We start from the raw sequence: 12,090 nt of genomic DNA on the forward strand, positions 1-12,090 counted from the left end.
TTGGGCGCCCATGTGGCGAGCACAGTCATCCACAGGCTGTGAATACTTGTGTGTTCCGCGAATGTTCTGAAAGTTAACAGAAACGGCCGCCCAAAACGGGTCTTCATGGTTAAGAAGTGTCAACTAATCCCATTGTCTCCCAACTGATCCCATGGTACCCCAATAGTGAACCTGGGGAGGGTCGGCGTTGTGCCGGTCCGCATGCGGCGACGGGTGTCGGGACGGATCAACGGGTCCGAGGCGGGCAAGGGTGTTTCTCTCAACCCACGAGAAGCAACTGGACGCAAAGCGTCGCCTGCAGGCGCCGCAGGAATTCCGCACCGCCGAAAACGGCGCCGCCACCGGCCTGTACTGCTTCCCCTCCATCGAGGCCGACTGCCTTGAGGCGGGCGGCGAGGGGTTCGTGGCGGCCTATCGCGCCTTCATCGACAGCATCCCCTTCGGCGATCCGTTTCGCGCCGCCATGGAAAGCCAGTTCTACGGCGGGCTGAAGCAACTCTCCTACGACACCGCAGGCCGCATCACCCTGACCGAGGCCCTGGTGGAGCGCGGCGGCCTGACCTCCGATGTGGTCATGGTCGGCCTGGGCGACCGCTTCCAGATCTGGGACCGCGCCCGCTGGCGCGAGCATGAGGCCGAGCAGCGCAAGCTGGCCCAGCAAGCCATGCGCGAGATGGGCGAGGCCCGCCGCCGGGCCGCCCTCACGGCGCGCGGGGAGGGCGGCTGATGACGGCTCCCCACGCTCCCGTCCTGCTGGATGAAGTGATCGAGGCGCTGGACCCGAAGCCGGGCGAGGTCATGGTCGACGCCACCTTCGGCGCCGGCGGCTACTCCCGCGCCATCCTGGCGCGCGGCGCGGCCGTGGTCGGTCTGGACCGCGATCCCACCGTGCGCCCCCACGCCGAGGCGGTCGCAGCCGATTTCCCCGGCCGGTTCGAACTGAAGCAGACGCCCTTCTCGGGCCTGTCCGCCGCCTTCGCCGAGACCGCGCATGAGCGGCTGGACGGCGCCGTGTTCGACATCGGCGTTTCGTCCATGCAGCTGGATCAGGCCGAGCGCGGCTTCTCCTTCATGCGCGACGGCCCGCTGGACATGCGCATGTCGGCCGACGGCGAAAGCGCCGCCGACATCGTCAACAGCTGGGACCACGGCCCGCTGGCCCACATCCTCAAGCTTTATGGCGAGGAGCGTCAGTCCGGCCGCGTGGCCACGGCCATCCTGCGACGCCGTGTCGAGAAGCCCTTCACCCGCACGCTGGACCTGGCCGAGGTGGTGGAGAAGGCTCTGGGCGGGCGCCGGGGCGCCCCCATCCACCCGGCCACACGCACCTTTCAGGCCCTGCGCATCGCCGTGAACGACGAACTGGGCGAGCTGACTGCCGGTCTGGAAGCAGCCGAGGCGACCCTCGCCCCCGGCGGGCGGCTGGCGGTGGTCACCTTCCATTCGCTGGAAGACCGCATCGTCAAGGCGTTCCTGACCGAGCGCACCGGCAATACGCCCGGCGGCTCGCGCCATGCGCCGATACAGGTCGAGACTCGCGCCCCCAGCTTCACCCTGCTGTTCAAGGGCGCCCGCGAGGCCGGCGAGGCGGAGCGCGCCGCCAATCCCCGCGCCCGTTCGGCCCGCCTGCGCGCCGCCGTGCGCACCGACGCGCCCGCCTGGGGGAGGATGGCCGCATGACCGCCGCCCTGCGCTCCGTTTTCGACTGGAAGGTTCGCGGCTTCCGCGTGACCGAGATCATCGGCATCGCCATCCTCGCCGCCGTGGTGGTCTCGGTCTATTTCGTGAAGGCCCAGGCCGCCCGCCAGAGCGCCGAGATCGCGGCCTTGCAATCGGACATCAGCGAGCAGCGCCAGCGCGTTCGCCTGCTCACCGCCGAAACCGCCCGACTGGAGGAGCCCGCCCGGCTGGAGGCCCTGTCCCGTCAGGCCGGCCTGGCCCCCATCTCGGTCGAGCAGCGCGCCGACCTGAACGCCCTGCCTGCCCTCGCGACCCAGGCCGAGCCTGAGGTGATCGAGCCCGCGCCGCCTGCGGAGGCCGCGCAATGAGTTCGGTCGAGCCGCGCCACATCCCGTCCGCCGCGCCGACGTGGCGCTGGCTGACCGGCCTGATCTGGTGGATCGAGCACGCCTTCGAGCGCGCCAAGGCGGACCAGCGGCCCGAGGAAGACACCCGCGTCCGCATCGCCCTGATGCTGGTGGTCTTCGGCGTTCTGTTCACCGCCCTTGTGGGCGGCGCGGGCCATGCGGCCCTGTTGTCCGGCGATCCCAACGCGGGCGGCTGGCGGTCCGGCCCGGTGCTGGCGCGCGGCGACCTGACCGACCGCAACGGCGCCCTGCTGGCCGCTAACATCCGTCACTACGGCCTGTACGTGGACCCGGCCGAGGTCTGGGACCGGGAGGCCGCTCTGGAGGCCATGACCGCCGCCCTGCCGCGCATTCCGCGCGACCGGCTGCGCGAGGCGCTTTACGGCGACCGCCGCGTGGTGGTGATGAACGGTCTGACCCCTCCGGAGCGCGCGGCCCTGCACGATCTGGCTCTGGGCGGCGTCTATTTCGAGGCCGAGAACGCACGGGTCTATCCGCTGGGCGGTACGGCGGCCCATGTGGTCGGTTTCGCCGGCGCCCGGGGCGTCACGGGCGCCGAGCTGGCCTTCGATCGCGAGATCCGCGAGGCCGGCGAGACGGGCGGCGTCGTGCCCCTGTCCATCGACCTGAGGGTGCAGGCGGCGCTGGAGAACGAGCTCTACGCCGCCGCCGAGGAATTGAACGCGCGCGGCGCGGTCGGCATCATCACCAACATCCAGACCGGCGAAGTGCTGGCCATGGCCAGTTACCCGGAGTTCAATCCCAATCGGCGGGGCGAGACCGGCGATGCGGAGCTGAACCGCGTCACCTCGGCCCACTACGAGATGGGCTCGGTGTTCAAGGCCTTCACCGTCGCCGCCGGGCTGGACACCGGCCAGGCGGACATGACCTCCACCTTCGACGCCTCCGATCCCCTGCAGATCGGCAATCGCACCATCCGTGACTTCCACGCCCAGAACCGCATCATGACGCTGGAGGAAGTGTTCCTGCACTCTTCCAACATCGGCACCTCGCGCCTGGCCATCGAGATGGGCGGCGACACCATGCAGCGGTATTTCCGGGACCTGGGCCTGTTGGACGCGGCGCCCATCGAGCTGCGGGAATCCGCCGCGCCCCGCCGTCCGGTCAACTGGCGCGACACCACCCTGGCGTCCCTGTCCTTCGGCTACGGCATCATGGTCACGCCCGCCCAGGCGGCCGGCGCCATGGGCTCGCTGCTGAACGGCGGGCGCTACGTTCCGCTCACCCTGCGTCCCGCCGACGGCCCGCACCCGGGTTCGCGCCGCGTGGTCAGCGAGGAGACCTCGCGCGAGATGCTGGAGCTGATGCGGGCGAATGTGGTGCGCGGCTCGGGCACGCGCGCCGACGCTCCCGGCCTGCGGGTCGGCGGCAAGACCGGATCGGCCAACAAGGTGGTGAACGGGCGCTACGATCCCACCCACGCCATCGGCACCTTCGCCGCCGTGTTCCCCACGGACGGCCCGCTGGATGCGCCGCGCTATCTGGTCTTCATTCTGATGGACGAGCCCCAAGGCTATCCGCGCACGGGCGGCTTCGTGGCCGCGCCGGTGGCCGGGCGGGTCATCGACCGCATCGCCGGTTTCGTGAACGTCTCGCGCGGCGCGGACCGCTGGCGCACCGCCACAGGCGAGCCCATTCCCCAGCCCGGTGACGACGCGAGGGCCGCCCAGTGAGCCTCGCGGGTGTGCGCCTCTCAGAACTGCTGCGCCGCGACATCGGTCATGATCCGGTCATCACCGGCGTGACCGCTGACAGCCGCAAGGTCGCGCCCGGAACCCTGTTCGCCGCCATTCCCGGCGCCGCCGCCGACGGTCGCGCCTTCATCCCCCAGGCCCTGTCGCTGGGCGCCGCCGCCGTCCTGGCGCCCAGCGATACGCCGGGCGAGGCGGCTCCGGTGCTGGTGCCCTGCGGCGACGTGCGGCGGTCCTACGCCTTGGCCGCTCGCGGCTTTTACGGCGCCCAGCCCAGGACCTGCGTCGCTGTCACCGGCACCAACGGCAAGACCTCCGTCGCCGCCTTCTGCCGCCAGATCTGGACGCGGCTGGGCATCCAGGGCGCCAGCGTCGGCACCCTGGGCGTCTGGCACGGCGATCACGCCCTGACCCGCGCCAGCCTGACCAGCCCGGACGCGGCGGACTCCGCCAAGATCCTGTCCAAGCTGGCCGAGCGCGGCGTCACTCATGTGGCGCTGGAGGCGTCCTCCCACGGGCTGGAGCAGCGCCGTCTGGACGGCGTCTCGCTGAAGGCCGCCGCCTTCACCAACCTGACCCAGGATCATCTGGACTACCACGGCGACATGGCGACCTATCGCGCCGCCAAGCTGCGCCTGTTCGACACCCTGCTGCCCCGCGGCCGCACGGCGGTGCTGAACGCGGATTCGCCCGCCTATTCCGGCTTCGCCTCCCACGGTTTGATGTCGGGCCTGTCCATCATGGGCGTGGGCCAGCGCGGCCGCGACCTGGGCCTCATCGCCAGCGCCGCGACCAGCGAAGGTCAGCGCCTGACCATCGACGCGCGCGGCGACATCTTTGAGGTCATGCTCCCTCTGGTGGGCGCGTTCCAGGCGTCCAACGCCCTGGTGGCCGCGGGCCTGTGCATCGCGGCGGGCGAATCCCCGGACCGCGTGCTGGCGGCGCTGGAGCACCTTCAGGGCGCCGAGGGCCGCATGCAGCATGTGGCCACGGGTCCCCAAGGCGGCGACGCCTATGTGGACTACGCCCACACCCCTGACGGCCTGGAGACGGTGCTGACCTCCTTGCGGCCCCACGCCACCGGCCGACTGATCGTGGTGTTCGGCTGCGGCGGCGACCGCGACCGGGCCAAGCGGCCCCTGATGGGCGCCGTCGCCCAGAAGCTGGCGGACGTGGCCATCCTCACGGACGACAACCCCCGTTCCGAAGACCCGGCCGCCATCCGCGCCGAAGCGAAGGCCGCCGCCCGTGACGCCATAGAGATCGGCGACCGGCGCGAGGCTATCCGTCACGCCCTCGGCATGATGCGCGACGGGGATGTGGTGGTGGTCGCCGGAAAAGGGCATGAACAGGGCCAGATCGTCGGTGGAATCACCCATCCCTTCGACGACGCCCAGGAAATCGCCGAGGCCCTGAAGGAAGACGCGTGATGCCCCAATCGTCGGGGAAAGACCCCCTCTGGACGGCCGTCGACATCGCCGTCGCCACGGGCGGCCGCATGGACGGCGCCGGGTTTCAGGCCCGGGGGATCACCTTCAACAGCAAGGAAGTGGAGACCGGCGACCTGTTCGTGGCGCTCAAGGGCGCGCGCGACGGTCACGAGTTCGTCGCCTCGGCCTTCGAGGCGGGCGCGGCCGGCGCCCTGGTCGAGCGCCCGGTGGACGGCGGCCCCTGCATCGTCGTCCCCGACACGCTGAAGGCGCTTGAGGCCCTGGGCGCCGCCGCGCGCGACCGCGCGCCTCAGGTAAGGCGCGGCGTGGTGACCGGCTCGGTCGGCAAGACCAGCGTCACCCAGGCCATCAAGGCGGGCCTCGATCTGGCCGGTCCCGCCCATGCCTCGGTCAAGAGCTTCAACAACCACATCGGCGTACCCCTGACCCTCGCCCGCATGCCTGCGCACGTGGAGCGCGCCGTGTTCGAGATCGGCATGAATGCGCCCGGCGAGATCGCGCCCTTGTCGCGGATGGTCCAGCCCCACGCCGCCTGCGTCACCACGGTCGGCCCCGTGCACATCGAGGGCTTCACGGACGGCGAGACCGGTGTGGCGAATGAGAAGGCCGCCGTGTTCGAGGGCCTCGGCCCCGGCGGCGTCGCGGTCATCAACGGCGACAACGGCTGGATCGACCTGCTGCGTGGCAAGGCGCTGCACCACGGCGCGCGGATCATGACGTTTGGTTCGGGCGCAGACGCCGACGCTCGTCTGATCGACTTCACCCCAAGCGAGACCGGCGCCCGTGTCGAGGCCGAGGTGTTCGGCCGCCATCACGTCTTCACCCTTCGCCAGTCTGGATTCCACTGGGGGCTCAACAGCCTGGCGGTGATCCTGATGCTGGAGGCCCTGGACGTGCCGGTGGAGACGGCGATGCAGGCCCTTTCGGAATTCCAGCCCCTGGCCGGGCGGGGCCAGAACAGGAGCGTTCGCATTCGCGGCGGCGCCTTCCTGTTGATCGACGAGAGCTACAACGCCAACCCCCTGTCCATGCGGGCGGGGTTCCTCAGTCTTGGAGCGCGGCCCGTGGCCACGGGCGGGCGGCGCATGGTCGCCCTGACGGACATGCTGGAGCTGGGCGACCAGTCCGTGGCCCTGCACGCCGGGCTGGCCGAGACAATCGACGCGGCGGGTCTGGATCTGGTCTACACCGCCGGGCCTCAGATGAAACACCTGCATGACGCCCTGCGCCCGGAGCGGCGCGGCCTGTGGCGCGAGACCGCCGCCGATCTGGCCGAGGCGCTCATCGAGGAAGTCCGGCCGAACGACATCGTCATGGTCAAGGGATCGAACGGCTCGAAGGCTTCGGTGATCGCCGCGGCCCTGGCCGACATGGAGCGTCGCCAGGACGCGGAGGAGGGCGCCTCATGATCTATCTGCTGTATCTCTACTACGCCGACATCGCCCAGGCTTACCCCCTGCTCAATCTGGTGCAGTACCAGACCGTGCGCGTGGGTCTGGCGCTGGTCACGGCCATGGTCGTTGCGGTGGCCATGGGTCAGCGCTTCATCGACTGGATGCGCGCCCGTCAGGGCAAGGGCCAACCTATCCGGGCCGACGGGCCGGAAAGCCACATTCTGACCAAGCAGGGCACGCCCACCATGGGCGGGCTGATGATCCTGGCGGGCATCGCGGCGGCCGTGCTGCTGTGGGGCGACCTGACCAATCCCTACATCTGGATCGTGTCGCTGGTGACCGCCGCTTTCGGCATCCTCGGCTTCATCGACGACTACGCCAAGGTGACCAAACAGTCCTCCGCCGGCCTGACCTCGAAACAGAAGCTGGCGGCCCAGCTGGTGGTCGCGGTCATCGCCGGCGTCCTGACCGTGGTCTGGATGCAGATTTCGCCCACCTCGCCGGGACTCGAAACCTCGGTGGCCTTCCCGTTCTTCAAGGAAGTCCTGCTGAACATCGGCTGGTTCTATGTGGTGTTCGCCGCCGTGGTCATCATCGGCGCGTCCAACGCGGTGAACCTGACCGACGGTCTGGACGGCCTGGCGGTGGTGCCCGTGATGATGGCCGCCGCCTGCTTCGGCATCATCAGCTATCTGGTCGGCAACTTCCTGTTCTCGGAATATCTGCAGGTGCACCACGTGCCCGGCGCCGGCGAGCTGGCCATCTTCTGCGCCGCCATCATCGGCGGGGGCATGGGCTTCCTCTGGTACAACGCGCCCCCGGCCAAGATCTTCATGGGCGACACCGGGTCGCTGGCGCTGGGCGGATCGCTGGGCGCCATGGCCGTGGCCACCAAGCACGAGATCGTCCTGGCCATCGTCGGCGGCCTGTTCGTGGTCGAGGCCCTGTCGGTCATGATCCAGGTGGCCTACTTCAAGGCCACCGGAAAGCGCATCTTCCTGATGGCGCCCATCCACCACCACTTCGAGAAGATGGGCTGGGCCGAATCCACCGTGGTGGTCCGCTTCTGGATCGTGGCGGCCATGCTGGCGCTGGTTGGCCTGTCCACCCTGAAGCTGAGATAGCCATGATCACCGTCCCCGGTTTTGAAGGGCGGCGTGTCGCGGTCTTCGGGCTGGGGCGCAGCGGCCTGACCGCCGCCCGCGCGCTCCGGGCCGGCGGCGCCGAGCCCGTGCTGTGGGACGACAGCCTGTCCAGCCGTCTTCAGGCCGAGGCGGAGGGCTTCGCGGTCGAGGACCTGTCCCGCGCCGACTGGTCCGGCTTCGCCGCCCTGATCCTGTCCCCCGGCGCGCCCCTGACCCATCCCTCGCCCCACTGGACCGTTCAGATGGCCAAGGATGCGGGCGTGCGGGTCATGGGCGACATCGAGCTGTTCGCCCGCGCCGTCTCCGCCCTGGCGGAGGTCGAGCGGCCCAAGGTCATCGCCATCACCGGCACCAACGGCAAGTCCACCACCACGGCCCTGATCGGCTGGGTCCTCCGTCAGGCGGGGCGCACGGTCCATGTGGGCGGCAACATCGGCATCGGCGTGCTGGCCCTGCCCGAACCCACGCCGGACGCCATCTATGTGATCGAGGTCTCGTCCTATCAACTGGATCTGACCAGCCGCTTCGGGCCGGACGTGGCGGTGCTGACCAACATCAGCCCGGACCATCTGGACCGCCACGGCGGCATGGCGGGCTATGTGGCCGCCAAGCGCCGCATCTTTCAGGAACAGCCGCCGGGCGGCGTGGCCGTGATCGGCGTCGATGATCCGTACAGTCAGGGCGTGGCCCGGGGGCTGACCGCCTTCATACCGATCAGAATATCCGCTCATCCCCGCGAAAGCGGGGACCCAGTTCTGTCCAGCGAGACGCCGGCGTTTCAGGACCAGCGAGCGGCGCCTGAAGCTGATCCGCTGCAACACCCAAAGAACTGGGTCCCTGCGTTCGCCGGGATGAGCGGGGTCGGTCTGCGTGGCGGCTGGCTGATGGACGGCGACGAGCGCATCGCCGATCTGTCCAGGGCGGCGTCCCTGCCGGGCCGGCATAACGCCCAGAACGCCGCCTGCGCCTACGCCGCCGTGCGCGCCGTGGGTCTGACCCGCGAAGAGGCCGTGCACGGCCTGCTGACCTTCCCCGGACTGGCCCACCGCATGGAGCCGGTGGCAAGCCTGGGCCGGGTCGCGTTCATCAACGACTCCAAGGCCACCAACACCGACGCGGCGAAACAAGCCCTGGCCAGCTATCCCCGCGTCTGGTGGATCGCGGGCGGCCGCGCCAAGGACGGCGGCGTCGCCGACCTGTTCTCGCTGTTTCCCCGCATCGCCCACGCCTATCTGATCGGCGAGGCTGCGGACGCCTTCGCCGCCGAGATCGACGACGCGGCGCCCGTCTCCCTGTGCGGCGATATGCAGTCGGCCGTGACGGCCGCCGCCCGTGACGCCGCCGAATGGGCAGAGGCGAACAACGAGGACGCTGTGGTCCTGCTCAGCCCCGCCGCCGCCTCCTTCGACCAGTATCCGGATTTCGAGGCGCGGGGCGAGGCGTTCCGCGCCGCCGTGCTCGGCCTCGGCGCCGCGCCGCCCGTGATCGAGGATGCCGCGTCATGACCGTGAACACCTACGCCCACCCGTTCTCGCGCAACGACACCTCGCCCATCGCCCAGTGGTGGTGGACGGTGGACAAGGGCCTGCTGGCCGCGGCCTCGACCCTGATCTTCCTGGGCGTGGCCTTGTCCTTCGCCTCCAGCCCGGCGGCGATCCGGGCCGATGAGTCGATCACCGATCCGTTCCACTACGCCTGGCGCATGATCCTTTTCGCCGGCGCCGGGGGCTCGGCCATGCTGATCGCCTCCCTGCTGTCGCCGCGCGGGGTCCGGCGCATCGCCGTGCTGGCGCTGATCTGCGCCATCATAGTCATGCTGCTGTTGCCCTTCATCGGCAATGAGGTGAAAGGCGCCGCCCGCTGGGTGAACATCGGCCCGTTCGGCCTTCAGCCGTCGGAGTTCGCCAAGCCGGGCCTGATCGTCTTCGCCGCCTGGATGTTCGCCGAGGCCCAGAAGGGGCAGGGGGTGCCCGGCGTCTCCATCGCCTTCGCCGTCTATGTGCTGACCGTGGGCCTGCTGGTGATCCAGCCAGACATCGGACAGACCCTGCTCATCACCACCACCTTCATGGCCGTGTTCTTCATGGCCGGCGTGCCCATCCGCTGGATGGCGGTTCTGGGCGGGATTTTCCTCAGCGGACTGGTGGCGGTCTATTTCGTCTTCGATCACGTGCGCGATCGGGTCGGCAAGTTTCTGTCGCCCGGCGCCGCGGACACCTATCAGATCGACCGCGCCTCCGAGGCCATCTCGGCCGGGGGCCTGCTGGGCCGGGGCGTGGGGGAGGGGGTGATGAAGCGCAATGTGCCTGACCTGCACACCGACTTCATCTATTCCGTCGCGGCCGAGGAGTTCGGGCTGGTCTTCTCGCTGATCCTGATCGGCCTTTACGCCTTCATCGTGCTGCGCGGCCTGTCCCGCGCCATGAAGCTGGCCGACCCGTACCAGCAGACGGCGGCGGCGGGCCTGTTCCTGCTGATCGGGCTGCAGGCCACCATCAATATCGCGGTCAATCTGAACCTGATCCCCACCAAGGGCATGACCCTGCCGTTCGTCAGCTATGGCGGCTCGTCCATGCTGGCCATGGGCCTGACCATGGGATTCGCCCTGGCGCTGACACGCCGACGCCCGGGAGCTTATGAACCGGGCGCCTTGCTGCCGCGCAACCGCCGTCGCATCCTGCCGCGATGAGTCCTTCCCGAGTCTGCGTCCTCGCCGCCGGCGGCACCGGCGGCCACATGTTCCCCGCCGAAGCTCTGGCCCGCGAGATGGCGGCGCGCGGCTGGCGCGTCGTCCTGGCCACCGACCGGCGCGGCGAGCAGTACGCCCACAGCTTTCCTGCCGAGGAGCGGCTGGATCTGGACGCGGCCACCGGCTCCGGCCCGCTGGGCATGCTCAAGGCGGCCAGCGCCATCGCCCAGGGCGTGCTTCAGGCGCGCAAGGCGTTTGATCGGCTGGATCCGGCGATCGTCGTCGGCTTCGGCGGCTATCCGTCCGCGCCCGCCCTTCTGGCCGCCATCAGCCAGAAGCGGCCGACCCTGATCCATGAACAGAACGCGGTGCTGGGCCGCACCAACCGCTGGTTGGCCCCCTATGTGGATCAGGTCGCCTCGGCTTTCCCGACGCTGGAGCGCACGCCCGACAAGCTCCGCGCACCCATCCAGGTGGTCGGCATCCCCGTGCGTTCCGACATCCGCGCTCTGCACGACCGCGCCTATGTGGCGCCCGACTACCGCATCCGGGTGCTGGTCACAGGCGGCAGCCAGGGCGCCCGCATCCTTTCCGAGACCGTCCCCCGCGCCCTCGCCGCCCTGCCCGAGACCCTACGCGCCCGCCTCAAGGTCGAACAGCAGACGCGCGCAGAATCCCTCGAGGCCGCACGGCAGATATACCTCGAAGCCGGAATCGCCGCCGAGGTGGCGCCCTTCTTCCGCGACATGGCCGCCCGCCTGCACGCCGCCCATCTGGTGATCGGCCGGGCCGGGGCCTCAACCGTGTCGGAGCTCGCCGTCGCGGGCCTGCCCTCGATCCTGATCCCGCTGAAGATCGCCACCGACGACCACCAGCGCGCCAACGCCAAACTTCTGGCCGACGCCGGCGCCGCGTGGGTCATCACCGAGGACGATCTGACGGTGGACAGCCTGACCGCCGCGGTTCAGTCCCTGTTGTCGAACGCATCGGGCCTGGCCGCCCGCGCCGGCGCCGCGCGCTCGGTGGCCATGCCGGACGCGGTCAGCCGCCTGGCGGATCTGGCGGAGCGAACCGCCCGGTCCTAGTCCTGCGTCTCGAGCAGGCGGAAATATTCCTGCGACAGCTCATAGGCCTCCTGCGTCCCGGAGAACGGCTCGCCGTCCCGGAAGTCCTCGCAGGCCGCCTGCACCAGACGCTCGCGCACCGTTCCCGGCTCGGCGCGCTGCGGCGGCTGGAGCGAGAACTGGCCATACTCGTACTGCATGGCGTCAAAGAACTCGGCCCGGGTCGTGCGGGTAGTGCGGGCCTCGCAGTCCACCTCGACGCGATAGGCCGTCCCGTCCCAGTCCGGCTGCTCCGGTGTGCGCGGATAGAAGTGCCACCACCACATGGCGCGGCCGCCGTCCGGGTCCACATCCACCGCGCCCCGCGCATGCAGGTTGGCCCCCTGCACCGCCACCAGCTCCAGAACCTCGTCCCGGGATTGCTGATCCGGGTGCGGGGTCGGCTGCGACAGGGCGGCGGCGATCAGGACGGCGGCGAGCGTCGACATGGCGTTCTCCTTGAGGGTTCGCGGCGCAGCATATCCGCCGCCGCCGCCGCGCAGCCTGAT

At 69.9% G+C, this 12,090-nt stretch carries 11 protein-coding genes; 10 read left to right on the plus strand and 1 reads right to left on the minus strand.

The genetic code is table 11. The features are described 5' to 3' along the window. Nucleotides 1-250 precede the first annotated feature (250 nt). From ACI8U3_RS01255 to murG, 10 genes are read left to right on the plus strand one after another with little or no spacing between them, the layout of a single operon-like run. The gene (locus ACI8U3_RS01255; protein WP_415013042.1) at nucleotides 251-727 is read left to right on the plus strand and encodes a division/cell wall cluster transcriptional repressor MraZ; all 477 of its coding nucleotides are present in this window, start codon (nucleotides 251-253) and stop codon (nucleotides 725-727) included. Next, nucleotides 724-1,680: a 16S rRNA (cytosine(1402)-N(4))-methyltransferase RsmH gene (rsmH, locus tag ACI8U3_RS01260; RefSeq protein ID WP_415013180.1), complete on the plus strand. Its 957-nt coding sequence runs from the start codon at nucleotides 724-726 to the stop codon at nucleotides 1,678-1,680. The genes ACI8U3_RS01255 and rsmH overlap by 4 nt, the downstream gene beginning before the upstream one ends. After that, the gene (locus tag ACI8U3_RS01265) at nucleotides 1,677-2,048 is read left to right on the plus strand and encodes a cell division protein (RefSeq protein WP_415013043.1); all 372 of its coding nucleotides are present in this window, start codon (nucleotides 1,677-1,679) and stop codon (nucleotides 2,046-2,048) included. The genes rsmH and ACI8U3_RS01265 overlap by 4 nt, the downstream gene beginning before the upstream one ends. Continuing rightward, the gene (locus ACI8U3_RS01270) at nucleotides 2,045-3,781 is read left to right on the plus strand and encodes a peptidoglycan D,D-transpeptidase FtsI family protein (protein ID WP_415013044.1); all 1,737 of its coding nucleotides are present in this window, start codon (nucleotides 2,045-2,047) and stop codon (nucleotides 3,779-3,781) included. Before ACI8U3_RS01265 ends, ACI8U3_RS01270 begins: the two co-directional genes overlap by 4 nt. Beyond that, nucleotides 3,778-5,229, plus strand: a complete 1,452-nt coding sequence (locus ACI8U3_RS01275) for a UDP-N-acetylmuramoyl-L-alanyl-D-glutamate--2,6-diaminopimelate ligase (RefSeq protein ID WP_415013045.1) — start codon at nucleotides 3,778-3,780, stop codon at nucleotides 5,227-5,229. The genes ACI8U3_RS01270 and ACI8U3_RS01275 overlap by 4 nt, the downstream gene beginning before the upstream one ends. Further along, a complete protein-coding gene (locus ACI8U3_RS01280; RefSeq protein ID WP_415013046.1) occupies nucleotides 5,229-6,659 on the plus strand; it encodes a UDP-N-acetylmuramoyl-tripeptide--D-alanyl-D-alanine ligase in 1,431 nt (476 codons plus the stop codon). The genes ACI8U3_RS01275 and ACI8U3_RS01280 overlap by 1 nt, the downstream gene beginning before the upstream one ends. After that, the gene (gene mraY / locus ACI8U3_RS01285) at nucleotides 6,656-7,768 is read left to right on the plus strand and encodes a phospho-N-acetylmuramoyl-pentapeptide-transferase (protein WP_415013047.1); all 1,113 of its coding nucleotides are present in this window, start codon (nucleotides 6,656-6,658) and stop codon (nucleotides 7,766-7,768) included. The genes ACI8U3_RS01280 and mraY overlap by 4 nt, the downstream gene beginning before the upstream one ends. A 2-nt stretch (nucleotides 7,769-7,770) precedes the next feature. Next, nucleotides 7,771-9,294, plus strand: a complete 1,524-nt coding sequence (gene murD / locus ACI8U3_RS01290; protein WP_415013048.1) for a UDP-N-acetylmuramoyl-L-alanine--D-glutamate ligase — start codon at nucleotides 7,771-7,773, stop codon at nucleotides 9,292-9,294. Next, nucleotides 9,291-10,478 (plus strand): FtsW/RodA/SpoVE family cell cycle protein, encoded by a 1,188-nt coding sequence (locus ACI8U3_RS01295; RefSeq protein WP_415013049.1) that lies wholly within the window; start codon nucleotides 9,291-9,293, stop codon nucleotides 10,476-10,478. The genes murD and ACI8U3_RS01295 overlap by 4 nt, the downstream gene beginning before the upstream one ends. Next, nucleotides 10,475-11,563 carry an undecaprenyldiphospho-muramoylpentapeptide beta-N-acetylglucosaminyltransferase gene (murG, locus tag ACI8U3_RS01300; RefSeq protein ID WP_415013050.1) on the plus strand — a complete coding sequence of 363 codons (1,089 nt, stop codon included), beginning with the start codon at nucleotides 10,475-10,477 and terminating at the stop codon, nucleotides 11,561-11,563. Before ACI8U3_RS01295 ends, murG begins: the two co-directional genes overlap by 4 nt. Here murG and ACI8U3_RS01305 read toward each other — a convergent pair. Next, nucleotides 11,560-12,030: a hypothetical protein gene (locus ACI8U3_RS01305; protein WP_415013051.1), complete on the minus strand. Its 471-nt coding sequence runs from the start codon at nucleotides 12,028-12,030 to the stop codon at nucleotides 11,560-11,562. The two genes, murG and ACI8U3_RS01305, sit on opposite strands and share 4 nt — an antisense overlap. Between the last annotated feature and the right edge of the window lie 60 nt (nucleotides 12,031-12,090).

The sequence above is a fragment of the Brevundimonas sp. genome (assembly GCF_047617075.1).
GTDB lineage: Bacteria > Pseudomonadota > Alphaproteobacteria > Caulobacterales > Caulobacteraceae > Brevundimonas.